The 24,523-nt window shown below is 71.2% G+C and carries 24 protein-coding genes; 12 read left to right on the top strand and 12 right to left on the bottom strand.

From position 1 onward, the window contains the following. Positions 1-4: 4 nt before the first annotated feature. From ACIBAE_RS18005 to ACIBAE_RS17990, 4 genes are all read right to left on the bottom strand, one after another. Complete coding sequence (locus ACIBAE_RS18005; protein WP_399285998.1) at positions 5-439, bottom strand: Fur family transcriptional regulator; 435 nt, start codon at positions 437-439, stop codon at positions 5-7. A gap of 73 nt (positions 440-512) precedes the next feature. Then, positions 513-1,430, bottom strand: a complete 918-nt coding sequence (locus ACIBAE_RS18000; RefSeq protein ID WP_399285996.1) for a metal ABC transporter permease — start codon at positions 1,428-1,430, stop codon at positions 513-515. A gap of 2 nt (positions 1,431-1,432) precedes the next feature. Then, positions 1,433-2,269 (bottom strand): metal ABC transporter ATP-binding protein, encoded by an 837-nt coding sequence (locus tag ACIBAE_RS17995; RefSeq protein WP_399285994.1) that lies wholly within the window; start codon positions 2,267-2,269, stop codon positions 1,433-1,435. Between the two features lie 53 nt (positions 2,270-2,322). Next, a complete protein-coding gene (locus tag ACIBAE_RS17990; protein ID WP_399285992.1) occupies positions 2,323-3,288 on the bottom strand; it encodes a metal ABC transporter substrate-binding protein in 966 nt (321 codons plus the stop codon). A gap of 141 nt (positions 3,289-3,429) precedes the next feature. Here ACIBAE_RS17990 and ACIBAE_RS17985 point away from each other — a divergent pair, with 141 nt between their 5' ends. Together ACIBAE_RS17985 and ACIBAE_RS17980 are read left to right on the top strand one after the other, a co-directional pair. Then, a complete protein-coding gene (locus tag ACIBAE_RS17985) occupies positions 3,430-4,812 on the top strand; it encodes a glycine--tRNA ligase (RefSeq protein WP_399285990.1) in 1,383 nt (460 codons plus the stop codon). A gap of 110 nt (positions 4,813-4,922) precedes the next feature. Continuing rightward, on the top strand, positions 4,923-5,129 hold the full coding sequence (locus ACIBAE_RS17980) for a hypothetical protein (protein ID WP_399285988.1): 207 nt from the start codon (positions 4,923-4,925) through the stop codon (positions 5,127-5,129). Between the two features lie 96 nt (positions 5,130-5,225). On the opposite strand, the gene ACIBAE_RS17975 is transcribed toward ACIBAE_RS17980, so the two are convergent. After that, positions 5,226-5,810: a TetR family transcriptional regulator gene (locus ACIBAE_RS17975; protein ID WP_399285986.1), complete on the bottom strand. Its 585-nt coding sequence runs from the start codon at positions 5,808-5,810 to the stop codon at positions 5,226-5,228. 89 nt (positions 5,811-5,899) lie between these two features. Beyond that, positions 5,900-6,937 carry an aldo/keto reductase gene (locus ACIBAE_RS17970; RefSeq protein WP_399285984.1) on the bottom strand — a complete coding sequence of 346 codons (1,038 nt, stop codon included), beginning with the start codon at positions 6,935-6,937 and terminating at the stop codon, positions 5,900-5,902. 301 nt (positions 6,938-7,238) lie between these two features. On the opposite strand from ACIBAE_RS17970, the gene ACIBAE_RS17965 reads away from it, so the two are divergent. Beyond that, positions 7,239-7,493 (top strand): DUF6243 family protein, encoded by a 255-nt coding sequence (locus tag ACIBAE_RS17965; protein WP_399285982.1) that lies wholly within the window; start codon positions 7,239-7,241, stop codon positions 7,491-7,493. 87 nt (positions 7,494-7,580) lie between these two features. Here ACIBAE_RS17965 and ACIBAE_RS17960 read toward each other — a convergent pair whose 3' ends face one another. Continuing rightward, positions 7,581-9,035, bottom strand: a complete 1,455-nt coding sequence (locus tag ACIBAE_RS17960; protein WP_399285980.1) for an MFS transporter — start codon at positions 9,033-9,035, stop codon at positions 7,581-7,583. A gap of 52 nt (positions 9,036-9,087) precedes the next feature. Here ACIBAE_RS17960 and dusB point away from each other — a divergent pair, with 52 nt between their 5' ends. Beyond that, a complete protein-coding gene (gene dusB / locus ACIBAE_RS17955) occupies positions 9,088-10,275 on the top strand; it encodes a tRNA dihydrouridine synthase DusB (RefSeq protein WP_399285978.1) in 1,188 nt (395 codons plus the stop codon). A 130-nt stretch (positions 10,276-10,405) separates the two neighbouring features. Here dusB and ACIBAE_RS17950 read toward each other — a convergent pair whose 3' ends face one another. Beyond that, positions 10,406-11,167 carry a GntR family transcriptional regulator gene (locus tag ACIBAE_RS17950; RefSeq protein WP_399285976.1) on the bottom strand — a complete coding sequence of 254 codons (762 nt, stop codon included), beginning with the start codon at positions 11,165-11,167 and terminating at the stop codon, positions 10,406-10,408. Between the two features lie 319 nt (positions 11,168-11,486). On the opposite strand from ACIBAE_RS17950, the gene ACIBAE_RS17945 reads away from it, so the two are divergent. From ACIBAE_RS17945 to ppdK, 6 genes are all read left to right on the top strand, one after another. After that, positions 11,487-12,650 carry an ABC transporter substrate-binding protein gene (locus tag ACIBAE_RS17945; protein ID WP_399285974.1) on the top strand — a complete coding sequence of 388 codons (1,164 nt, stop codon included), beginning with the start codon at positions 11,487-11,489 and terminating at the stop codon, positions 12,648-12,650. Beyond that, the gene (locus tag ACIBAE_RS17940) at positions 12,650-13,585 is read left to right on the top strand and encodes an ABC transporter permease (RefSeq protein WP_399285972.1); all 936 of its coding nucleotides are present in this window, start codon (positions 12,650-12,652) and stop codon (positions 13,583-13,585) included. Before ACIBAE_RS17945 ends, ACIBAE_RS17940 begins: the two co-directional genes overlap by 1 nt. Then, complete coding sequence (locus tag ACIBAE_RS17935) at positions 13,573-14,505, top strand: ABC transporter permease (RefSeq protein WP_399285970.1); 933 nt, start codon at positions 13,573-13,575, stop codon at positions 14,503-14,505. Before ACIBAE_RS17940 ends, ACIBAE_RS17935 begins: the two co-directional genes overlap by 13 nt. 6 nt (positions 14,506-14,511) lie before the next feature. Beyond that, on the top strand, positions 14,512-15,618 hold the full coding sequence (locus tag ACIBAE_RS17930) for an ABC transporter ATP-binding protein (RefSeq protein WP_399285968.1): 1,107 nt from the start codon (positions 14,512-14,514) through the stop codon (positions 15,616-15,618). Then, on the top strand, positions 15,615-16,304 hold the full coding sequence (locus ACIBAE_RS17925) for an HAD family hydrolase (protein WP_399285966.1): 690 nt from the start codon (positions 15,615-15,617) through the stop codon (positions 16,302-16,304). Before ACIBAE_RS17930 ends, ACIBAE_RS17925 begins: the two co-directional genes overlap by 4 nt. Positions 16,305-16,709: 405 nt before the next feature. Continuing rightward, entirely contained in the window at positions 16,710-19,421 is a 2,712-nt protein-coding gene (gene ppdK, locus ACIBAE_RS17920) for a pyruvate, phosphate dikinase (protein ID WP_399285964.1), read from the top strand. Between the two features lie 143 nt (positions 19,422-19,564). Here the strand turns inward: ppdK and ACIBAE_RS17915 are convergent, their stop codons facing one another. Next, positions 19,565-20,533, bottom strand: coding sequence for an oxidoreductase (locus tag ACIBAE_RS17915; RefSeq protein WP_399285962.1), 969 nt, complete (start codon positions 20,531-20,533; stop codon positions 19,565-19,567). Positions 20,534-20,841: 308 nt separating this feature from the next. Here ACIBAE_RS17915 and ACIBAE_RS17910 point away from each other — a divergent pair, with 308 nt between their 5' ends. Next, entirely contained in the window at positions 20,842-21,624 is a 783-nt protein-coding gene (locus ACIBAE_RS17910; RefSeq protein ID WP_399285960.1) for a sulfite exporter TauE/SafE family protein, read from the top strand. A 54-nt stretch (positions 21,625-21,678) separates the two neighbouring features. Here the strand turns inward: ACIBAE_RS17910 and ACIBAE_RS17905 are convergent, their stop codons facing one another. Together ACIBAE_RS17905 and ACIBAE_RS17900 are read right to left on the bottom strand one after the other, a co-directional pair. Next, a complete protein-coding gene (locus tag ACIBAE_RS17905) occupies positions 21,679-22,296 on the bottom strand; it encodes a class F sortase (protein WP_399285958.1) in 618 nt (205 codons plus the stop codon). A gap of 113 nt (positions 22,297-22,409) precedes the next feature. Beyond that, entirely contained in the window at positions 22,410-22,922 is a 513-nt protein-coding gene (locus ACIBAE_RS17900) for a hypothetical protein (RefSeq protein ID WP_399285956.1), read from the bottom strand. A 340-nt stretch (positions 22,923-23,262) separates the two neighbouring features. Here ACIBAE_RS17900 and ACIBAE_RS17895 point away from each other — a divergent pair, with 340 nt between their 5' ends. Next, entirely contained in the window at positions 23,263-23,748 is a 486-nt protein-coding gene (locus tag ACIBAE_RS17895) for a gamma-glutamylcyclotransferase family protein (RefSeq protein ID WP_399285954.1), read from the top strand. A gap of 15 nt (positions 23,749-23,763) precedes the next feature. Here the strand turns inward: ACIBAE_RS17895 and ACIBAE_RS17890 are convergent, their stop codons facing one another. Next, entirely contained in the window at positions 23,764-24,480 is a 717-nt protein-coding gene (locus tag ACIBAE_RS17890; RefSeq protein ID WP_399285952.1) for a vancomycin high temperature exclusion protein, read from the bottom strand. Positions 24,481-24,523 lie beyond the last annotated feature (43 nt).

Raw genomic sequence — 24,523 nt, 5'->3', positions numbered from 1 at the left:
GGCGCTAGTTCTTGGCCGCCGAGCACTCCGCGCAGGTGCCGAAGATCTCGACCGTGTGCGCCACGCTCACAAAGCCGTGCTGCGCCGCGACCGTCTCCGCCCACTGTTCCACCGCGGGCCCCTCGACCTCGACGGCGCACCCGCAGACCCGGCACACCAGATGGTGGTGGTGGTCGCCGGACGAGCAGCGCCGGTAGACCGACTCGCCGTCGTTGGTCCGCAGGACATCGACCTCGCCCGCGTCGGCGAGGGACTGGAGTGTGCGGTAGACGGTCGTCAGCCCGACCGAGTCACCGCGGTGTTTGAGCATGTCGTGGAGTTCCTGTGCGCTGCGGAACTCTTCCACCTCGTCCAACGCCGCCGCCACGGCGGCACGCTGGCGGGTGGATCGGCCGCGCACGGGGGCCGTACTCGATCCACCGCTGGGCGCAGTCGTCACAGCTGCCTCCTTGCCTCTGCCCGTATCCGCCGGGCGTTGCCCGCTTCCGTGGCGTCATTCTGCCAGCTCGCGGTCACACCGTGATGTCGTCGGCGGGACGCCGCGTGGCGGGTACGTCCGGGGTCAGCCCTGCGCTCCCGCCCCCGACTCCCGTTTCCTCCGCGCTTCTTGCCGCGCGGGCCCGCCGTCGTGCCAGTGGAGTGGCGAGGGCGGTCAGGGCCACGAAGACGGCGATGGCGATCAGGACGATCGTCGCGCCGGGCGGTACGTCCTGGTAATAGGAGGTGACGGTGCCGGCCAGTGTCACAGCCGTGCCGATCACGACGGCCAGGACGAAGGTGACGGCGAAGGACCGGGTGATCTGCTGGGCCGCCGCGACCGGAACCACCATCAGCGCGCTGACGAGCAGCAGCCCGACGACCCGCATGGCGACGGAGACCGTGACGGCGGCCGTGACGGCGATCAGCAGGTTGAGGGCCCGGACCGGCAGCCCGGTGACCCGGGCGAACTCCTCGTCCTGACTGACCGCGAAGAGCTGGCGCCGCAGCCCCACGGTGACCAGCACCACAAAACCGGCGAGCACCGAGATCGCTGTCACGTCCTGCGGTGAGACCGTCGACAAGGAGCCGAAGAGGTACGAACTGAGGACGCCGGGGGAGCCGTTCGGCGAGAGGCTGACCAGCATGACGCCGCCCGCCATCCCGCCGTAGAACAGCATGGCCAGCGCGATGTCCCCGCGCGTGCGCCCGTACGCCCTGACCAGCTCCATCGTGACGGCGCCGACGACCGAGACCAGCGTCGCCATCCACACCGGGCTGGTGGAGAGCAGAAAGCCCAGGCCGACGCCGGTCATCGCGACATGGCCGATGCCGTCGCCCATCAGCGCCTGGCGGCGCTGGACGAGATAGATACCGATGGCGGGCGCGGTGATGCCGACCAGTACGGCGGCGAGCAACGCCCGCTGCATGAGGGCGGTCTGGAGGATTTCCATGGTCAGGTCAGCAGTCCTGTACGGAGCGGCTCGCCGGCCGCGTGGGGGTGGCAGCCCGGCTGGGTCGCGGGCTCGGGGTCGTGGCCGGCCGCGGCGGCCCCCGGCGGCGGTCCGTCGTGCGCCACCAGGCCGTCGCGCAGGACCACCGCGCGGTCGATCAGCGGTTCCAGCGGGCCCAGCTCATGCAGGACGAGCAGCACGGTCGTGCCGGCGGCGACCTGTTCGCGCAGGGTCGTGGCGAGGACGGCCTGGCTGGCCAGGTCGACGCCCGCCATCGGCTCGTCCATGATCAGCAGCTCGGGGGCGGCGGCGAGCGCCCTGGCGATCAGCACACGCTGGTGCTGGCCGCCGGAGAGCGCGCTCACGGAGTCCTTGGCCCGGTCGGCGAGCCCGACCAGTTCGAGGGCCCGCTGGACGGCGGCCCGGTCGGCCTTGGTCGGCCGGCCCAGCTTCGTACGGGAGAGCCGGCCGGAGGAGACGATCTCGCGGACGGTCGCGGGCACGCCGCTCGCCGCCGTGGTGCGCTGGGGTACGTAACCGACGCGCGCCCAGTCGCGGAAGTGCCGCAGCGGGGTCGAGAAGAGCGATATCTCACCACCGGTCAGGGGTACCTGGCCGATCACCGACCGGACGGCGGTGGACTTGCCGGAGCCGTTGGCGCCCAGCAGGGCGACCACCTCACCCCGGTGCACGGTCAGGTCGATGCCGCGCAGCACGGGGCGCGAGCCGAGCGTGGCCGTGGCCCCACGGACGGTGATGACCGGCGCGGCGCCGTCATCCGGTCCGGTCCTGGCTGTCCGTGCCGCTCGCGCGGTCTGTCCGCTCTCCACAGTCGCCATGGGGGGCGCCTCCGATGCTGCTCTCAGCTGGTTCACTTCAGGTGGCGCATGGCTCACTTCGCGCCGAGCGCTTTCCGGAGCGCGGCGAGGTTGGACTCCATGACCTCGATGTAGTCAGCGCCCTTGGACTTGTCCGTGATTCCCTCCAGCGGGTCCAGGACGTCGGTCTTCAGTCCGGAGTCCCCGGCGAGGGTCTTGGCGGTCTTGTCGCTGGCGAGCGTTTCGAAGAATACGGTGCTGACCTTGTCCTTCCGCGCGATGGCCTCCAGGGCCTTGACCCGCGCGGGGCTCGGCTCGGCCTCCGGGTCGATGCCGGAGATGGCCTCCTGCTCCAGGCCGTACCGCTCGGCGAGGTAGCCGAAGGCCGCGTGCGTGGTGATGAAGGTCTTCGTCGTGGTCCTGGCGAGACCTTGCTTGAACGCGGTGTCGAGGCCGCCGAGCTTCTTGACCAGGGTCGCGGTGTTCGTCCGGTACGCGGCGGCGTGGTCCGGGTCGGCCTTCTCCAGGGAGGCGCCGACGCCCTTCGCGACCTCCGCGTACTTCACCGGGTCCAGCCAGATGTGCGGGTCCCCGCCGGCCTGGGAAGATTCTTCCTCCCCGCCGTGTTCCCCTGCTGCGTGGTCGTGACCGACCTCGGTGCCGTGCTTCTCCAGCGTGGTGAGGGTCGCGGCGTCGACGACGTGCTTGACGCCGGACTGGGAGATCGCCTCGTCGACGGCGGGCTGGATCCCCTTGAGGTACAGGACGACGTCCGCCTCACCGAGCCGGGCGGCCTGCCGGGGCGTGAGTTCCAGGTCGTGCGGTTCGACGCCGGGCTTGGTCAGGGTGGTGACGGAGACCAGGTCGCCGCCGATCTGCTGGGCCAGGAACTGCATCGGGTAGAACGACGCGGTCACCGCCAGCTTGCCTCCGCTCCTGCTCCCGGCGGCGTCCGGGGAGGAGCAGGCGGACAGGGCGACCAGGCCGAGCGTGACCGCTCCGGCGAGGGCCGTGGTGGGTATGAGGCGTCGTACGTTCATGACAGTCATTTTCAACAAAAGTGGAAACGATTGTCAACAAGGGGTTTCGAGGTCTCGAACCCCGAACCGATTTGATCGAAGGGGTGCGCCCGCCGCTAACCTGAAGCATTCGCCGTTCGTCGTCGTAATGAAGAGAGCACCGTGGCCGCCGACAAGATCGACAGCATCGTCAACCTGAGCAAGCGCCGTGGCTTCGTCTACCCGTCCAGTGAGATCTACGGTGGTCAGCGAGCCGCCTGGGACTACGGGCCGCTCGGAGTCGAGCTGAAGGAGAACCTCAAGCGTCAGTGGTGGCGCTACATGGTCACCTCGCGCGAGGACGTTGTCGGTCTCGACTCGTCGGTGATCCTGGCCACGGAGGTCTGGGAGGCGTCCGGCCACGTCGCGACCTTCACCGACCCGCTGACCGAGTGCACGTCCTGCCACAAGCGGTTCCGCGCGGACCACCTTGAGGAGGCGTACGAGGCGAAGCACGGTAAGGCCCCCGAGAACGGCCTCACCGACCTCAACTGCCCGAACTGCGGAAACAAGGGCACCTTCACCGAGCCCAAGCAGTTCTCCGGCCTGCTCTCGACGCACCTCGGCCCGACCCAGGACACCGGCTCCGTCGCCTACCTGCGTCCCGAGACCGCGCAGGGCATCTTCACCAACTTCGCCCAGGTCCAGCAGACCTCGCGCAAGAAGCCGCCGTTCGGCATCGCGCAGATGGGCAAGTCCTTCCGGAACGAGATCACGCCGGGCAACTTCATCTTCCGCACCCGCGAGTTCGAGCAGATGGAGATGGAGTTCTTCGTCAAGCCGGGTGAGGACGAGGAGTGGCAGGAGTACTGGATGGAGCAGCGCTGGAACTGGTACCGCGACCTGGGTCTCCGTGAGGAGAACATGCGCTGGTACGACCACCCCAAGGAGAAGCTCTCCCACTACTCCAAGCGCACCGCCGACATCGAGTACCGCTTCCAGTTCGGCGGCAACGAGTGGGGCGAGCTGGAGGGTGTCGCGAACCGCACCGACTACGACCTCTCCGCGCACGCCAAGGCGTCCGGCCACGACCTGTCGTTCTTCGACCAGGAGGCCGGCGAGCGCTGGACCCCGTACGTCATCGAGCCGGCCGCCGGTGTCGGCCGCGCGATGCTCGCCTTCCTCCTCGACGCGTACAACGAGGACGAGGCGCCCAACGCCAAGGGCGTGCTGGAGAAGCGCACCGTGCTGCGCCTCGACCCGCGCCTCGCGCCGGTGAAGGTCGCCGTGCTGCCGCTGTCCCGTAACCCGCAGCTCTCGCCGAAGGCCAAGGGCCTCGCGACGGACCTGCGGCGCAACTGGAACATCGAGTTCGACGACGCGGGCGCCATCGGCCGCCGCTACCGCCGCCAGGACGAGATCGGTACGCCGTTCTGCGTCACCGTCGACTTCGACACCCTCGACGACAACGCGGTGACCGTGCGCGAGCGCGACACGATGAAGCAGGAGCGCGTCTCCCTGGACCAGATCCAGAGCTACCTGGGCGGCCGCCTGCTCGGCTGCTGAATCCCCTGAAGGGGTACGGCCGGTTACGGTCGTAGCTCGAAGCCCCCGGTTCCGCGACGGAGCCGGGGGCTTCGTCGCACACCGGGCGTACACGTCAACAGGAGGTACGGATGCCGTCCACGACCACCAGCAAGGTCAGCAGATGGGATCAGCACGGACGTGAGCATGTCGTACGCGTCCAGAAGGCAGGCGTACAGCGGTCGTTGATATGTGACACCTGCGGCTGGCGCAAGCCCGCGCAGTTCCTGCCGTGGCTCAAGGCCGAGGAACATCTCACCGAAGCCCATCAGGCGACGGTGGACCCGGCCGCGGGCTGACGGGCCGCTCCCGTCCGTCCTGAGCCTGCCTGAGCCCCCGGGCCCGTCCAGGGTCCTGTCCGCCGTCCCAGGAGGCGGACAGGACCCTGGACGCCGTCAGGCCCGCAGCCCGCGCAGCACCAGATCGCAGACGGCGGTGAACTCGGCGTCGATCGCGGGCTTTCGCCACTCGGGGGCGTAGGACGGGTCATGGAAGCGCGCGGTGGCGGCGAACACCGCCCCGGCCGTGCTCGCGGGATCCGCCGCCGTGAACTCGCCCGCCCGCACGCCCTGTTCGACGATCCGGGTGAGCTGGCCGGTCAGTTCCGTCAGATGCGCGTCGACCACCTCGCTGCTCTCCCCGATGAGCACGGAGAACGTGGCGAACAGCTCGGGGTCGTCACCGGCCTTGTGACGCTTGGAGTCGAACAGCGCCAGCAGCCACTCGCGCAGCTTCTCCGGCCCGGGATCGGGCGCCGCGTCGGTGATCTGCCGCAGAGCGACCTCGGTACGGCTCAGCCAGCGCGCCGTGACCGCCTCCCGCAGCGCCGCCTTGGTGCGGAAGTGCCGGTAGACACTGCCATGACTGACACCCAGGACCCGCGCCACATCGACGACGGTCGCCTTCGCCGGGCCGTAGCGGCGCAGCACCTCCTCGGTGGCTTCGAGGATGCGCTCCGTGGTCAGGGTCTCGGCGGCCATGGGATGTCCGACCTTTCATGGCTTGTGCGGTGGATCTGACAGATGACGGTACCTGTCAGACGCGACAAGCCGGCGAACGAGCCCGGTGGTCAGCTCTCGCTGTCCAGGTACGGCATCTGGGCGGCCGGATAGCGGTCGCCGGCGGCGGCGCCTGCCGGAACGGCCCGTTCGATGGCGGCCAGGTCGTCGGCGTCGAGTATGACGTCAAGGGCGCCGAGGGCCTCGGTCAGCTGGTCGCGGCGCCGAGCCCCGACGAGCGGCACGATGTCCTCGCCCCGGGACAGCACCCAGGCGATGGCGGTCTGGGCGACCGAGACGCCCTTCTGCTCGGCGATCTTGCGCAGCGCTTCGACCAGCGCGAGATTGTGCTGGAGGTTGTCGCCCTGGAAGCGGGGGCTCGCCGCGCGGAAGTCGCCTGCGGACAGCTCGCGTTCGGCGGTGAAGTGCCCGCTGATCAGGCCACGGGAGAGCACTCCGTACGCCGTGACGCCGATGCCCAGTTCGCGGAGGACCGGCAGGATCTCGTCCTCGATCCCGCGCGAGATCAGGGAGTACTCGATCTGGAGGTCGGAGATCGGGGCGACGGAGGCCGCCCGGCGGATGGACCGCGCACCGGCCTCGGAGAGGCCGATATGGCGCACGTGCCCCGCCTCGATCAGCTCGGCGATGGCGCCGACCGTCTCCTCGATCGGGACGTCCGGATCGATGCGGGCGATCCGGTAGATGTCGATGTGGTCGGTGCCGAGGCGTCCCAGCGAGTACGCGGCGAAGTTCTTCACGGCGGCCGGGCGGCCGTCGAGGCCGCCCCAGCCGTTCTCCGGGTCGCGCAGGGCGCCGAACTTGACGCTGACGAGGGCCCGCTCGCGGGCGGCGGCGGGGGCCGTGCGCAGCGCTTCGTTGATCAGCAGCTCGTTGTGACCCATGCCGTAGAAGTCGCCGGTGTCGAGCAGGGTGACGCCGGCGTCCAGGGCGGCGTGGATGGTGGCGACGGACTCGGCGCGATCGGCGCCCGCGTACATCCCGGACATGCCCATGCAGCCGAGGCCGACCGCGGAGACCTGGGGTCCGGTGCTGCCCAGGGTGCGGCCCGGGAGGCGGGTGGTGGGGATGTTGGAGATGCTGGTCATGAGGAACTCCTCCGATGCGATCCCGGTGCGAATCCTTGACGCCGTCCAGCAGGTCGCGCGCGGGGTCTCCCGCAGGCGGCCGCTGAGGACGTACCACCAGCATGGCACGAGGGATGACAGATTTCAATATCTGTCATCCCCTGTTTGTCGCGGACGGCGGAAAACGCGTTACCTCCCGGTCTCGCCCGGTGGTAGCGTCAAGGACATGTTCTTCCAGATCTACGAGTGAGAGCGCGGCGGACCCGGCCCGCCCCCCACCGACGATTCCGCAGATCACTTCTCATCACTTCGGGAGAACCCCGTGGCAAAGAGCCGCAACAACCTCCTCGGCGTGGGCGGACAGCGCAAGAAGCTGTCCCGCGCCGACCAGCAGGGCAACGGTCCGGCCCGCAACGCCGACCGTAAGGTCGCCGACGACCACAAGCAGGAGCTGCTGCGCAAGATGCGCGAGCGCGCCGGCGTCGAGGGCGAGCAGGACGCACAGGGCGAGCAGCGGGACGGTGCCGCCGGAGCGGCCGGCGCAGGCGAGTCGTCCGCCCCCGCCGAGCAGGGCTGACCCTCCGGCACCACCCGCGCACCGTCAGGGGCCCGGATCACCTCGGTGATCCGGGCCCCTGGCCGTTCCGCTCCCGGGCGCGGGGCCTCAGGATCTGCTGCCCGCCGTGGCCTGGGCCACCGTGGGCTCCTCCAGCCGTTCCGCCGTGCGCCGCGCCGTCCCCCGGGCCCAGTGCCCGCTGGTGAGCGCGCCCACCAGCAGGACGCACAGGCCGCAGCCCGCGATGATCCACCAGGCGGGGCGGCTCGCGTCCGTGAAGCCCGTCCGGTACGAGGCCGAGGCGACCCCGCCCGCCAGGACGGCCCCGATCACCGCGACGCCCAGCGTCTGGCCGATCTGGCGGCTGGTGGAGGCGACGGCGGCCGCGACGCCCGCCTGCGAGCGGGGCATGCCGGAGACGGCGGTGTTGGTGATCGGCGCGTTCACCATGCCGAAGCCGATGCCGAACAGGACGTACCCGGTGAAGAGCAGCGGCGTACTCGACTCCGCGCCGAACGCGGCGAACAGCACACCGCTCGCCGTCATGGCGACCCCCGCGACCAGCAGGGGGAGCCGGGGTCCGCGACTGCCGACCAGTCGTCCTGACAGCGGGGCGCAGACGAAGGTCATGGCCGCCATCGGCAGGATGTACAGCCCGGCGCGCAGTGCGGAGAGGCCGCGTACTTCCTGGAGGAAGAGCGTGTTGAGGAAGAGGAATCCCCCCAGCCCGGCGAATCCGGCCACGGCGATGACGGTCGCCCCGCTGAACGGCGCGCTGCGGAAGAACCGCAGGTCGATCAGCGGCTCCGCACGTCTCGGTTCGTACAGGAGCAGCCCCGTCAGCGAGAGGGCCGCGACGCCGGCGAAGGACATGATCAGTGGTGAGGTCCAGCCCGCCGCGGGTGCCTCGATGATCGCGTAGGTCAGCGAGCCGAGGACGCCGATGACCAGCAGCTGTCCGACGGGGTCGGGGCGGCGCGGCTTCGGGGCGCGGGACTCAGGGACGTACCGCCAGGTCAGCAGCAGGGCGGCGAGTCCGATGGGGAGGTTGAGCCAGAAGATCGACCGCCAGCCGACCGTGTCCACCAGCAGGCCGCCGACCAGCGGTCCCGCCGCCATCGAGATGCCGACGACGGCGCCCCAGGCCCCGATGGCGCGGGCACGCTCGCGCGGGGCGGTGAAGGTGTTGGTGATGATCGACATGGCGACCGGGTTGAGCATCGAACCGCCGACGGCCTGCACCATGCGGAAGATGATCAGTGATTCGAGGTTCGGAGCGAGGGAGCAGAGCAGCGAGCCGAGGGTGAAGAGGACGAGGCCGATGGTGAAGACGCGTCTGCGGCCGATCCGGTCGGCGGTGGATCCCGCGAGCATCAGCAGCGAGGCGAGGACGAGGGTGTAGGCGTCGATCGTCCACTGGAGCCCGGAGAGCGAGGTGTGCAGTTCCCTCTGCAGGGAGGGCAGGGCTACGTTGAGAACGGTGTTGTCCAGGCTGACGATCAGCAGACTCATGCAGCAGATCGCCAGAACCAGAGATTTCCGTCGGTGGCTCAGCTCGGACATGTGTCGATAGTACGGCTAACTAATGAATGTCGTCGTGCGCGACAATGGGCGGATGACCGCTCCGCTCGCCCCGCTCGGCTCGCCCACGACCGCTCCGCCCGCCGCGACGGTGACCGCTCCGCTCGCCATCGGCCCGTACACCGTGCGCCCGCCGGTGGTGCTCGCGCCGATGGCCGGGATCACCAACGCGCCCTTCCGCACCCTCTGCCGCGAATTCAGCGGCGGGAAGGGGCTGTTCGTCAGTGAGATGATCACCACTCGGGCGCTGGTCGAGCGCAACGAGAAGACCATGCAGCTCATCCACTTCGACGCGACGGAGACGCCGCGCTCGATCCAGCTGTACGGGGTGGACCCGGTCACCGTCGGCAAGGCCGTCCGCATGATCGTGGACGAGGATCTCGCCGACCACATCGATCTGAACTTCGGCTGCCCGGTGCCCAAGGTGACCCGCAGGGGCGGCGGCTCCGCACTTCCGTACAAGCGGCCGCTGCTGCGGGCGATCCTGCACGAGGCGGTCTCCAACGCGGGGGACCTGCCCGTCACCATGAAGATGCGCAAGGGCATCGACGACGACCACACCACCTACCTCGACGCCGGCCGGATCGCGGTCGAGGAAGGCGTCACGGCCGTCGCGCTGCACGGCAGAACCGCCGCGCAGCACTACGGCGGTACGGCGGACTGGGACGCGATCGCGCGGCTCAAGGAGCATGTTCCGGAGATCCCGGTCCTCGGCAACGGCGACATCTGGTCGGCCGAGGACGCGCTGCGGATGGTGCGCGAGACCGGGTGCGACGGGGTGGTCGTGGGGCGCGGCTGCCTGGGGCGGCCCTGGCTCTTCGCGGACCTGGTCGCGGCCTTCGAGGGGACGGGGGCGCCCGCCCGGCCCGCGCTGCGGGAGGTCGCGGTCGTGATGCGGCGGCACGCGCAGCTGCTCGGGGAGTGGATCGGCGACGAGAAGCGCGGGGTGATCGACTTCCGCAAGCACGTGGCCTGGTACCTCAAGGGCTTCTCGGTCGGCTCGCAGCTGCGCAAGCAGCTGGCGATCACCTCGTCCCTGGCCGAACTGGACGATCTGATGGGCGGGTTGGATCTGGACCAGCCCTGGCCGGAGGGCGCGGACGGGCCGCGCGGACGGACGTCGGGGAATAACCGGGTGGTCCTGCCGGACGGCTGGCTGAAGGACCCGTACGACTGCGCGGGCATCAGCGCGGACGCCGAACTGGACACCTCGGGCGGCTGATCCGCCAGGCCGGCAGGGGACGCGACGGTTCGGGAGGGTTCAGGAGAGGCCGCGTGGCGCGCGAGGGGTCGCGAGGTTCGGGGAGGGGCCGCGAGGTCGGGGGGAAGACCGCGAGGCTTCGGAGGGGCCGTCAGGTCCGCGCCCCGACCTCCGGGCCGGCATGGCGCTCCAGGGGCGTCGCCGCCGCGGAGTTGCTCACGCTGAAGGCGACGCTCCCCGCGCGATAGCGGTCGTCGGTCCACTCGATCGTGCGCCCCGCGGCGGTGTAGGTCAGGTGACGCTGCCTCAGCAGTGGGCTGCCGCGCCGGACCTGGAGCGCCCTCGCGTCCTCGCTGCCCGCCGCGACGGCGTCGATGAGGTGCTCGCCGTAGTGCGCGACGATGCCGGCCTCCTCCGCGATGCTGTTCATGATGGACACGCAGTCCTCGGGCAGCGCCCGCACCACGGGTGCGACCCACTCGGTGTACGCGGTGCGCTCGATCATCACCGGCTCCCCGTCGAGCCGCCGCAGCCGCACCACGCACAGCACCTCACCGCCCGGGTCGATCCCGAGCCGGGACGCCTCCTCGGTGGTCGCGGGGCGTGCCGTACGGCTGAGAATGCGGCTGGAGACCTCGCAGCCGATGGTCTGCGCCCACTGCGCGAAGCTGTTGAGCTGCTGGAAACTGTGGCGGCGCTCCTGGCGCAGGACGACGCGCCGGGCGCCCTGCCGGGAGCCGATCAGGCCCTCCGAGGCGAGCAGCGCCGCTGCCTGGCGGACCGTGCCGCGCGATACGTGCCAGCGGGCGGCCAGATCGCTCTCCGAGGGGAGCCGGGCCCCCACGGGGTACTCGCCGAGCAGGATCGACTGCCGCAGCGCCTCCGCGATCTCCAGATAGCGCGAACTGCCCACGCCTGCCCCCTCGGTCGGTCCCCGGGAGAGGTGGTCGGGTCCCGTGGAATTCCTGAACTGTGCACAGGCGCGCTTACTCGCTGCGAACCTGGTCTTCACTTTAACTGCACGTGTCACGGGGCGTGACTCCCCCCGCACGCCTTATTGATCATGATTAGCCTACGAAAACCCTGATGATCAGCGGGTTGTGCGGTTTTGGTCTTCCTTCGGCTGTGTCGCTGCGGCCATCGTTCGTTCACTCTTCGGTCATGTGGACCGGGCGAACTGGTCCCAGCTTGTATGAACAAGTGAAACCACCTTTGCTTCCGGGAGACACCGCGTGACCCGACTTCGCGTCCGCGCCAACGGCCGGCTCGTTGCCGCCCTGGCGCTCAGCACCGCCGCCCTCACCGCGCTCACCGCCTGTGGTGCGGCCGAAGAGCCCGCAGCCGCCACCGGTGGCGTCGACGCCAGGACCGCCACGTCGGTGGCCGACTTCGGTGGCATGGACAAGCTCGTCGCCGCGGCGCAGAAGGAGGGTGAGCTCAACGTGATCACCCTGCCGCCGGACTGGGCGAACTACGGCGAGATGATCAAGACCTTCGAAGCCAAGTACAAGATCAAGATCAACAGCGACAACCCGGACGGCTCCAGCTCCGACGAGATCGCCGCCGTCAAGTCCCGCAAGGGCCAGAAGCGCGCCCCCGACGTCCTCGACCTCGGCATCGCCTTCGCCCGCAGCGGCTCCGCCGAGGGCCTGTTCGCCTCGTACAAGGTCGAGGCCTGGGACAAGATCCCGGCCGCCCAGAAGGACCCCGAGGGCCGTTACTTCAACGACTACGGCGGCTACGTCTCCATCGGCTGCGACGCCAAGCGCATCAAGAACTGCCCCGAGACCTTCGCCGATCTCCTCAAGCCCGAGTACAAGGGCAAGGTGGCGCTCAACGGCAACCCCACCAAGTCCGGCTCCGCCTTCGGTGGCCTGTACGCGGCGGCCCTCGCCAACGGCGGCTCCTTCGACGACATCCAGCCCGGCATCGACTTCTTCGGCAAGCTGAAGAAGAACGGCAACTTCATCCCCGTCGAGTCGACCCCCGCGACGATCGAGAAGGGCGAGACGCCCATCTCGATCGACTGGGAGTACCTCAACTCCGGTTACGCCGAGAAGTTCGCCGGCAAGGGCGTGGACTGGAAGGTCAACGTTCCCAAGGACGGCATGTACGCCCAGTACTACAACCAGGCCATCAACAAGGACGCCCCCCACCCGGCGGCCGCCCGCCTGTGGGAAGAGTTCCTGTACAGCGCCGAGGGCCACAACCTCTGGGTGAAGGGCTACGCCCGCCCCGTCCTGCTGCCCGCCATGGTCGCCGACGGCACCGCCGACAACACCCTTGTCGCCAAGCTTGCCCAGGTCGAGGGCGGCTCGCCGACCTTCCCGGACGCCGCTCAGACGGACAAGGCCAGCGCCACCCTCGCCGAGAACTGGGACAAGGCCGTCTCCTGATGACCGCCCTCACTCCGCCCGCCCCGGGCCCGGCCGCTCCGGCGGCCGCGCCCGCGCCCGCACCGGGCGCCGCCGACGGCAACCGCCGTCGGCGGCGGGCGCCGCGCGTCTGGCTCGGCGCCCTCCCGCTGTTCGTCTTCGCCGCCGTGGCCTTCGGACTGCCGGTCGGCGCCCTGATCTACGGGGCCGTCACCCGCAGCGACCCGGCCACCGGCGCCACCGCCGTGACCGGCGAGCACATCCAGCGCTCGCTCCAGGGCCCCTACCTCGGCTCCCTGATCGGCAGCGTCCAGCTGTCCGCGGTGACCGCCGTGATCGCCACCGTGGTCGGCATACTGATCGCCCAGGCGGTCGTGACCTCGCGGGGCAGCGCACTGCGCAACGCCGTCCTCACCGCCTCCGGCGTGCTCGCCAACTTCGGCGGCATCCCGCTGGCCTTCGCGTTCGTCGCCACCCTCGGCATCTCCGGTGTGATCACCCAGCTCGGCCATCTCGACAGTCTCGGCTGGGACCTGTACTCGTTCACCGGACTCGCCGTCATCTACCTGTACTTCCTGGTGCCGCTGATGGTGCTGGTCAGCGTCCCGGCGCTGGACGGGCTGCGCCCGCAGTGGCGGGAAGCCGCGCAGAACGCCGGGGCCACCGCCTGGCAGTTCTGGCGCCACGTCGGGCTGCCGGTCCTCGCGCCCTCACTGCTCGGCGGGTTCGTCCTGCTCTTCGGCAGCGCCTTCGCGGCGCACGGCACCGCGGCCGCGCTGGTCGGCGGCTCCGTCCCGCTGGTCACCCTGAAGATCGCGGACGCGCTCTCCGGCAACGTCCTGGTCGGTCAGGAGAACGTGGCGCTCGCCATGGGCCTCGACATGATCGTGATCGCCGGCCTGGTCATGGCGGTCTATCTGCCCCTCCAGCGACGGAGCACCCGATGGCTGCACTGACCCCCACCGCCACCACCCCGGCCGCCGCCGTGCCCGGGAAGGACGCCCCCTCCGGGCGTCGCGGGAACGCCGGGACCCGGCGCCGCCCGCGCGCGTGGCGCGGCATCGTCCTGGCGCTCGCCGCGATCTACTTCGTCGCGCCGCTGCTGTCCTCGTTCGTGTTCACGGTGCACATCCCCGGACAGGGCATCTCGTTCGACGCGTACACCGGGATCTTCTCCGAGGACGGCTTCACCGAGAGCCTGCTGCTCTCGCTCGGCCTCGCCGCCGCGACGATCGCGCTCGCCCTGCTCCTCGCGGTCCCGGCGCTGATCGCCGTACGCCTCGGCCCGGCGCGGCTGCGGCCCATCGTCGAGGTCGTCTGCATGCTGCCGCTGGTGGTGCCGCCGATCGCCCTGGTCACCGGCATCACGACCGTGTTGCGCTGGGGGCCCGACCACCTCTCCCGTACGCCGCTCTACCAGACGTTCCTGGCCGTGCAGGACGAGTCGTTCCCCATCGTGCTGGTCCTCGCGTACACCGTGCTCGCGCTGCCGTTCGTCTACCGCTCGCTGGACGCCGGGCTGCGCGCGATCGACGTGCCCACCCTCGTCGAGGCCGCGCGAAACCTCGGAGCGGGCCGCCTGTACGTGATCCTCCGGGTCATCCTGCCCAACCTGCGCTCCTCGCTGGCCGGCGCCTCCTTCCTCACCCTGGCGCTGGTCCTGGGCGAGTACACCATCGCCTCGCTCCTCGGCTTCCGGCCCTTCGCGGTGTGGATCGTCGTCGTCTCCGGCGCCGAGGCGCGTATGTCCGTCGCCGTGTCCATCCTCAGCCTGCTCATCACCTGGGCGCTGCTGCTGGTCCTCTCCCGCGCCGGTACCCGTACGGTCGCGGCGCCCGCCGCGACGCCCGCCCCTCCCGTCTCCGGCAAGGAGTAGCCGCCCATGACCGCCACGCCATCCACCTCCACAGCGACCGCCGAGCGGCCGGGCGCCGCCGGCGCCCTCGTCGAGTTCCGCGGACTGCGCCGGGCCTTCGGCTCCACCGTCGCCCTCAACGGCCTCGACCTGACGGCCAGGCCCGGTGAACTGCTCGCCCTGCTCGGCCCCTCGGGCTGCGGCAAGACCACGGCGCTGCGGGTCCTCGCCGGGTTCGAGCAGCCGGACGCGGGCGAGGTGCTGGTGGACGGCGAGGACATCACGCGCGTGCCGGCCAACCGGCGCGACGCGGGCATGGTCTTCCAGTCGTACAGCCTCTTCCCGCACCTCAACGCCCGCGACAACGTGGCCTTCGGACTGCGGGTACGCAAGGTGTCCGCGGCCGAGCGGCGCTCCCGCGCCTCGGAACTCCTCGACCTGGTCGGCCTGCCCGAGCACGGCGACCGCTTCCCGCACCAGATGTCCGGCGGCCAGCAGCAGCGCGTCGCGCTGGCCCGCGCGCTGGCGCTGCGCCCGCGCGTCCTGCTGCTCGACGAACCGCTCTCGGCGCTCGACGCCAAGGTCCGGCTCTCGCTGCGTGAGGAGATCCGGCGCCTCCAGCTGTCGCTGGGCATCACCACCATCTTCGTCACCCACGACCAGGAGGAGGCGCTCTCCATGGCCGACCGGGTCGCGGTGCTGAACGCCGGCCGGCTGGAGCAGTGCGCGCCGCCGGCCGAGCTGTACGAGCGGCCCGCCACGCCCTTCGTCGCCGAGTTCGTCGGCGCGATGAACCGGCTGCCCGGACGCCTCGTGGACGGCGGTCGCGTCGAGGTCGCGGGCAGCACCCTGCCCGTGGACGGCGAGATCCCGGTGAGCCGCGAGGTGGAGGTGCTGATCCGCCCCGAGAACATCACCGCCACCGCCGACCCGGACGGCACGGCCACGGTCGTCTCCGCGTCCTTCTTCGGCTCGGTCACCCGGGTCCTGCTCGACCTGCCCGGCGGCGGCTCGATCAAGTCCGACGTGCCGTCGCGGGACGCCGGTGAACTGGTCCCCGGCGTCCGGGCGACGGTCACCCCCTCGCAGCGCCCCGTGCTGGTCGTCCCCGCGATCACCGGGAAGGCCGCGTGAACGCGCCCGCGGCCGTCCTCTTCGACATGGACGGCACCCTGGTCGACACCGAGGTGCTGTGGTGGGAGACAGCGGCCGAGATCGCGGCCGGTCTCGGCCACCGGCTCACCGACGCGGACGCGCCGGAGGTCGTCGGCCGGGCCGTCGCGGACACCGCCGCGCACCTGGTGCGGGTCACGGGAGCGGGCCACCCCGGGACCGTCGCCGCCGACCTGACCGGATCCTTCTTCCGGCGGGTCGACGCGGGCGCCCCGCTGCGCCCCGGCGCCCGTCGGCTGCTGGCCGACCTGGAGGCGGCCGGTGTGCCGTTCGCCCTGGTGAGCGCGTCGCCGCGAAGCGTGGTGGACTCGGTGGTCGGCGGCTCGCTGGCCGATGTCCCGTTCGCCTTCACGCTCTCGGCCGACGACACCGTACGGACCAAGCCGCACCCCGACCCCTACCGGGTGGCGGCCGAGCGCCTCGGCGTCGCGCCCGAGGCGTGTGTCGCGGTCGAGGACTCACCGGACGGCGCCGCTTCGGCCCAGGCGGCGGGGTGCGCGGTGATCGTGGTGCCGTCCCTGCTGCCGGTGGGTCCCGCGGTCCGGCGTTCCTTCGTGGAGAGCCTGGAGGAAGTGGATCTCGCGGTGCTGCGTGACCGTGCCGCTGAGCCGTCCGCTGGGCCGTCCGGGGAGCCGGCCGCGGAATGACGAGCTGTCGGGGGCGTGATTCTCGACACGTTTGATGGGCATGTTGCTCAGATGAGTCTGCGCGAGCTGACTGCACTTCCGGAAGGGGTGGCACCTGGTGCCACCCCTTCTCCGTTCAAGGCGTAAACTCAAACGTCGAAGCTGTCGCTCGTATGAGCATCCGAGGTCATGGGTGAGTCATCCCCGCTTCGACGAATGAAGGAGCCGGGGCCCGCCGGTCGCCCCAGCCTCACTTTCGATCTGCTGGCGGACGAGTGGTTAAGGCCGCATGACAGGCAAGTGGCGGTGCCCAGACGCCTTTGATCTGGGTATGTTCCTCGCCGTCAGGGCAGCCACCGCGTCCTCGAGGAGTCGAGACCCGTGTCGGAAACCGAAGGTCCCCACACAGCCACCCCCGATACCCCCATGACCCCCGAGGCTCAAGATGTGAAGTTCGTCTATGACTTCACCGAGGGCAACAAGGATCTGAAGCACCTCCTCGGCGGCAAGGGCGCCAACCTCGCCGAGATGACCAACCTCGGGCTGCCCGTCCCGCCGGGCTTCACCATCACCACCGAGGCGTGCAATTTCTACCTCGACCGGGGCAAGGAACCGGCCGCCCTGAGCGACGAGGTGAGTGCGCACCTCGACGCCCTGGAGAAGCGGATGGCCAAACGGCTCGGCCAGACCGACGACCCGCTGCTCGTCTCCGTGCGCTCCGGCGCCAAGTTCTCCATGCCCGGCATGATGGACACGGTCCTCAACGTCGGGCTCTCCGACGCCTCCGTCGCCGGACTCGCCGCGCAGGCCGGTGACGAGCGCTTCGCGTGGGACTCGTACCGCCGGCTCATCCAGATGTTCGGCAGGACCGTGCTCGGCGTCGACGGCGACCTCTTCGAGACGGCGCTGGAGGAGGCCAAACGGGCCGCTTCGGCCGCCACCGATGTGGACCTGGCGGCCGGGGACCTCAAGAGGCTGGTCGAGCGGTTCAAGGAGATCGTCTCCCGGGAGGCCGGCCGCGACTTCCCGCAGGACCCGCGTGAGCAGCTCGACCTCGCGATCCGCTCCGTCTTCGCGTCGTGGAACACCGACCGGGCGAAGCTCTACCGCCGCCAGGAGCGCATCCCCGGCGACCTCGGCACCGCCGTCACCATCTGCTCCATGGTCTTCGGCAACCTCGGCCCCGATTCCGGTACGGGCGTCGCCTTCACCCGCGACCCCGCCAGCGGCCAGCAGGGCGTGTACGGCGACTACCTCCAGAACGCCCAGGGCGAGGACGTCGTCGCGGGCATCCGCAACACCGTGGCCCTCGCCGACCTGGAGACCATCGACAAGCCTTCGTACGACCAGCTCATGGGCATCATGGAGACTCTGGAGACGCACTACCGGGACCTGTGCGACATCGAGTTCACCATCGAGCGGGGCAGGCTGTGGATGCTCCAGACCCGGGTCGGCAAGCGCACCGCCGGCGCCGCCTTCCGCATCGCCACCCAGCTCGTCGACCAGGGACTGATCGACGAGGCCGAGGCGCTCCAGCGGGTCAACGGCGCCCAGCTCGCCCAGCTGATGTTCCCGCGCTTCGACGACGACGCGAAGCGCGAGATGCTCGGGCGCGGGATCGCCGCCTCGCCGGGCGCCGCCGTCGGCAAGGCCGTCTTCGACTCGTACACCGCCATCAAATGGTCCCGCTCCGGCGAGAAGGTCATCCTCATCCGCCGCGAGACCAACCCCGACGACCTGGACGGCATGATCGCCGCCGAGGGCATCCTGACCTCACGCGGCGGCAAGACCTCGCACGCCGCCGTCGTCGCGCGTGGCATGGGGAAGACCTGTGTCTGCGGCGCCGAGGAGCTGGAGGTCGACACCAAGGCCCGCCGGCTGACGGCGGGCGGGACCGTCATCGAGGAGGGCGACATCGTCTCCGTCGACGGATCCACCGGCAAGGTCTACCTCGGCGAGGTCCCGGTCGTCCCGTCGCCCGTCGTCGAGTACTTCGAGGGCCGGATGCACGCGGGCGCCGACGACGCCGACGAACTGGTCAAGGCGGTCCACCGGATCATGTCGTACGCCGACCGCCGCCGCCGGCTCCGGGTGCGCGCCAACGCCGACAACGCCGAGGACGCCCTGCGCGCCCGCCGCTTCGGAGCCCAGGGCATCGGGCTGTGCCGCACCGAGCACATGTTCCTCGGCGAGCGCCGCGGGATGGTCGAGAAGCTGATCCTCGCCGACACCGACGACGAGCGCACCGAAGCCCTCAGCGGACTGCTGCCGCTTCAGCGCAGCGACTTCATCGAGCTCTTCGAGGCGATGGACGGGCTCCCGGTGACGGTCCGGCTGCTCGACCCGCCGCTGCACGAATTCCTCCCCGACATCACCGAACTGTCGGTACGGGTCGCCCTCGCCGAGGCCCGCCAGGACCACAACGAGAACGATCTCCGCCTCCTGCAGGCCGTCCACCGGCTGCACGAGCAGAACCCGATGCTCGGCCTGCGCGGGGTCCGGCTCGGCCTGGTCATCCCGGGCCTGTTCACCATGCAGGTACGGGCGATCGCGGAGGCGGTCGCCGCACGCAAGAACGCCAAGGGCGACCCGCGCGCCGAGATCATGATCCCGCTCGTCGGTACGGTCCAGGAGCTGGAGATCGTCCGGGACGAGGCCGAGCTGGTCATCGCCGAGGTCGAACGGGCCACGGGTGTCGAGATCAAGCTGGCACTCGGCACGATGATCGAACTGCCGCGCGCCGCGCTGACCGCCGGGCAGATCGCGGAGTCCGCGGAATTCTTCTCGTTCGGGACGAACGACCTCACCCAGACCGTCTGGGGCTTCTCCCGCGACGACGTGGAGGCGAGCTTCTTCACGGCCTACCTGGAGAAGGGCATCTTCGGGGTCTCCCCGTTCGAGACGATCGACCGGGACGGTGTGGGCGCGCTCGTCCGCAGCGCGGCCGAGGCGGGCCGGGCCACCCGCCCGGGCCTCAAGCTCGGGATCTGCGGCGAACACGGCGGCGACCCGGAGTCGGTGCACTTCTTCCACGAGGTGGGCCTGGACTACGTCTCCTGCTCGCCGTTCCGGATTCCTGTGGCGCGGCTGGAGGCGGGGCGCGCGGCGGCCCGGTCGAGCGGGAGCGACTCACGGTAGAGCGCCGGAGCCGATGGACCACCGGAGCGCCGTCCGGTCACCCCGACCCTCACCGACCGGCGGACGGCTCCGGTGCACAGTGAAGGGGCGGGCGCCTTGTGCGGGGCGCCCGTCCCTTCGTCCCCCGCCCCTTCGTCCTGCGGTCAGACGGCTCGGGTGGCGCCGGAGGGGCCGGTGGGACCGGTGGGACCGGCGAGGGCGGTGACCCCGGTGAGCCGTTCGGACTCCGCCCACAGCCGCTCGCCGGCGAGGTCGTTCACGGTCCACGGGGCCCGCCAGGACGGGGTGGGCGCGCCCCGCCAGCCCAGCAACCGGGGACCGGTGAACGAATCCGGCCGTACGCCGGGGTCGGTCGCCGCGTACAGCGTCGGCAGGGCGCCCGCCTCGGGGGGCTGGGCGATGGCCCGGTTGACGAGGGACACGACCCGCTCGGCGGTCCTGCGGCCCTCCATCCGGACGGCGGCCGTCTGGAGGTTGGTGTCCGCGTAGCCGGGGTGCGCGGCGGCGGCGACCACGTCGGAGCCGGCGGCGGCCAGCCGCCTGGCCAGCTCGTGGACGAAGAGGAGATTCGCCGACTTGGAGCGGCCGTAGGCCACCCAGCGGTGGTACGAGCGTTCGCTGTTGAGATCGCGGATGTCGATGTTGGCCATCGCGTGCATACCGCTGGACACCGAGACCACCCGGGCGCGCGCGGTCGCCAGCAGCCGGGGGAGGAGCAGTCCGGTGAGGGCGAAGTGGCCGAGGTGATTGACGCCGAACTGGGTCTCGAACCCGTCCGCCGTCGTCCCGTACGGCAGGGCCATCACCCCCGCGTTGTTGATGAGCAGATCGAGCCGCTCGTACGGGAGGGCGGCGGCGAATTCCCGTACGGAGGCGAGGTCCGCCAGGTCCAGCGGCCGGAACTCCACCTCGGCGCCCGGCACCTCGGCGGCGATCCCGGCCGCCGCCGACGCGCCCCGGCTCTCGCTCCGGCACGCGAGGACCACCCGCGCCCCGCGCCGGGCCAGCTCACGGGCCGTGACGAACCCGATCCCGCTGTTGGCCCCGGTGACCACGGCGACGCGGCCGCTCTGGTCGGGGATGTCACGCGCGTTCCAGCCGGTGGTCGCCATACGGGACTCCTCGTACATCGGGTGCGGCGGGTGTGTGTCGTGCGTCGTGGTGCGTCGTGCTGCGTCGTGTACTTCTCGGTGGAGACGGTAACCGTCCGGTGGCTCAGAGTGCGACGGCATGTGGGCAGCCGGGTGCTTGCGTGTCGCATGTACGGACGCGATCCTGACGACGGACCGCCGAGACTTCCGACCGATCCGGCCGCACCCACCACAAAGCGTTCCGGCCGCTGCCCGACGACCTGTGACGCGCGGCGCGGCCGGCGGGTGCGGATGGACGGGGCGGCCGTCCCGTCCATAGGGTCACGGTCATGCCCCCCGACATATCGCTGACCACGCTCGTTGTGCTCTGCCTCGCCGCTGCGGCGGCCGGCTGGATCGATGCCGTCGTGGGCGGCGGGGGGCTGCTGCTCCTGCCCGCGATGCTGCTCGGGCTCCCGCAGGTGCCCGCCGCGAACATCCTCGGCACCAACAAGGCCGTGGCCATCGTCGGCACCTCGGGCGCGGCGGTGACGTATCTGCGCAAGGCGCCGGTCGAGGTGAAGACGGCCGTACGGATCGGGCTCATGGCCCTGGCCGGGTCGATGACAGGCGCCTTCTTCGCGGCCGGGATCAGCAGCGCGACGCTGCGGCCGGTGATCATGGTGGTGCTGCTGGCCGTGGCGGCCTTCGTCCTGCTGCGGCCGGCCTTCGGCAGAGCCGAGGCGGGCGGAGCGGTCACCCGGGGCCGTACGGTCACCGCGATCGTGCTCGTCGGGGGCGGGATCGGGTTCTACGACGGGCTTTTCGGGCCCGGGACCGGCACCTTCCTGGTCCTCGCGCTCACCGCCGTACTCCACCTCGATCTGGTCACCGCCTCCGCCACCGCCAAGATCGTGAATGTCTGTACCAACGGCGGCGCGCTCGCGATGTTCGCCTACCAGGGCACGGTGATGTGGCAGTTGGCCGCGCTGATGGCGGTGTTCAATCTGGCGGGCGGGATGTTCGGCGCGCGGACGGCGCTCAGGAAGGGCAGCGAGTTCGTGCGCGGGGTGCTGCTGGTGGTGGTGTTCTCGCTGGTCGCGAAGCTGGCGTTCGACCAGTGGGTGGCCTGACGGGGTCCGGCCTCGGGGCCGGCCGCTGTCCGTGCCTGGTGGCCGGTGCCCGGGCTATCGGACACCGATGAGGTGCGCGTACGCCACCACGTTGCCCTGATAGCCGGATTTCTCCGAGAAGCCGCCGCCGCAGGTGATCACGCGCAGTTCGGCCCGGTCGGCGGCGCCGTACACCTTGCGGTCGGGGAAGTCGGCGTTCTCGTAGACCTCGACGGCGTCGACCGTGAACACGGCGGTGCGGCCGTCCCGCCGGGACACCTCGATGCGCCGGCCCTTCTTGAGCGTGCCCAGGTCGTAGAAGACGGCGGGGCCCCGCGCGTTGTCCACGTGGCCGGCGACGATCGCGGTGCCCTTGGCACCCGGTGGTGTGCCGTCCTTGTACCAGCCGGCGACGTTGCCGTTTCCCGAGGGAGGGACGTCGAGGGCGCCGCCCGGTCCCAGCCCCAGCCGCATGACCGGGGCGTCCACCCTGATCCCGGGGATGCGCAGCCGGACGGGGGCGGACGGCGGAAGCGGGTCCGCGGCCGCTTCGGTGTGGTGCCCGGGGCCGGCCGCGAACGCCTCGGCGGCGGAGGGCATGGGCGGGGTCACCGGTTCCGAGCCGTTCCGCACGAGCCAGACGCCGAGACAGACGGCGATGGCTATCAGCCAGCCCTTGCCCTGGGCGGTCATGGATCGGGACCTCCGGAATCGGGAACTCCGCATGGGTCCCCGCCCCTGTCAGCGATGAGCGTGACGGGGGCGGGGAGGCGGGGGGATACGGGGCGGCTGGAGATCCGGCCCCGTCAACTGCCCTGCGCGCCGCTCGCCCGGCGGCGCAGGAGCAAGGTCCCGCCGACGGCGGCCGCGGCCAGCAAGGCCACACCCGCCGCGATCTGGGTGGTGTCCGGGGCGACGCTGCCGCCGATCCCGGTCTTCACGTGGCCGCTCGGCCCGGCGTGCTCCACGACGAGGTCGCCGGTGGCCTCCCTGCCGTTGTCGCACCGCACGCGGATGCCGTACGTGCCCGCCTGGGCGTCCTCCGCCACCTGGAACCGCCCGACGACGCTCTCCTTGTGGGTGCCGGGCTCCAGCTTGAAGTCCCCGGCGCCCACGGACCGCGCGTCGCCCCTGCCATGGCCGTCCCGGCCGCAGGCGGTGGTGTCGACCGTGACGGTCGCCCCGGGCGCGGCGGTCTGCGGAAACAGCTCCAGCCCTTCGAAGTCCCCGGCCAACGCCCCGGTGGCACTCACGGCGGTCAGCGCGACAGTGGCGGCCGCCAGCGCGGTACCGGTCAGCAGGCGGGCAGTGGTGCGCATGGTGGGTCCTCCGGGGCGCCGCGGTCGTCGTCTCCTCCGAGATAAGGCGCCGCCCGGCGCGTACGCCTGCTGAGGGGCGATCAGATCCGCCGGTGCCGGACCGCGTATCGCGCTTGCCGGACGGTGTCGCCGCAGGTCACGGCAGGGCGCCCGGTGCCGGTCGGCTCGCGGTCCGGCCCGCGCTGAACGGGTGACGCGACGGGCTCGCCCGGTGGGGGCCGGCTCTGCGGGACGCCAGGTCCGCCCGTGCCCGTGCCGGTTGACCGGCGGACGTTCCGGTACGGAGACTGGGCACCGGCCTGCCGCCTCCGTCCGATACCGCCGCCGAAGGAGCCCGCCCGTGACCGGTGCCGCGTCCGTCCGTGCGCCTTTCTTCGTCTACGGCACGCTGCGGCCGGGAGAGCGTAACCACGACCTGTTCCTGCGCGGACGTACGGTCGCGGAGGAACCGGCCCGGCTGGCGGGGGCGCTCCTGTACGAAGGGCCCGGCTACCCGTACGCGGTCGACGCGGTCGACGTACCCGGCACGGTCGTCGGCGAGCTGGTGACGGCGGCGCCCGGAGCGTACGGCGACTTGCTCCGCGCACTCGACGAGCTGGAGGAGTACACCGCGCCCGGTGATCCGCGCAACATGTATGAACGGGTGGTCCGCGAGGTCCGGCGGCCGGACGGCACCACGGCCGAGGCCTGGGTGTACGTCGCGGCGCCCCGTGTGGCCCGGCAGCTGCGGTCGCGTGGCCGGCTCATCGCGGGCGGCGACTGGCTCGCCCGCACACGGAGCCGGGACACGGTCGGCCCGCACCCGTCCTGCCCGCACCCGTCCTGACGGCGCCGACGGCCGTCAGCCCTTCCCCGCCAACGCCTCCGTCACCCCCGTCTCGACCGGCCCCAGAAACGTCGGGTCGGGCCGGAACGCGGCGTCCGCCGCCGCCTTCCCCGCCGCGAACACCTCCCGTATCCCGCCGTAGTACCAGGTCGCGTCGTGCGGCTCGCTGACTCCGACGCCGTACGACGCGATCCCCGCCGCCCGGCAGAGCGCCACCGCCCGCCGGACATGGAATCCCTGCGTCACCAGCACCGCCCGCTCGACCCCGAATATCCTCCTGGCCCGTGCGCAGGAGTCCCAGCTGTCGAAACCCGCGTAGTCGCTGACGATCAGCCGGTCCGGCACGCCGCGCCCGACGAGGTACGTCCGCATGGCGTCCGGCTCGTCGTACTCCTCGCTGCTGTTGTCCCCGGTGACCAGCACGACCCGCACCTTGCCCGTGCGGTACAGCTCCGCGGCCGCGTCGAGGCGGTGGGCGAGATACGGCGTCGGCCGGCCGGACCGGAGCCCGGCCCCGAAGACGACGGCGACATCCTGGGCCGGGACGTCCGCGACCGTACGGATCCGGCCGTCGGCGACCGCGTGTGTCCAGGTCGCGGGTGCCAGCGCGAGCACACATCCGAGCACGACGGCCCGTACGGCCCGCCGCTGCCCGCGCCGGGTTCGGGGCAGGCGCGGGCGCGACGGCAGGCGCGTACGGGGCAGGCGCGGGCGCGGCGACTTCATCGGCATGTTCTCTCCCTCGGCCGGATCCGGCTCTCCTGCCGTCCCGCTC

Origin of the sequence: Streptomyces sp. NPDC051569 (genome assembly GCF_044454085.1) — a bacterium.
Lineage (GTDB): Bacteria > Actinomycetota > Actinomycetes > Streptomycetales > Streptomycetaceae > Streptomyces.
This window is presented reverse-complemented; position numbering and strand designations above follow the sequence as displayed.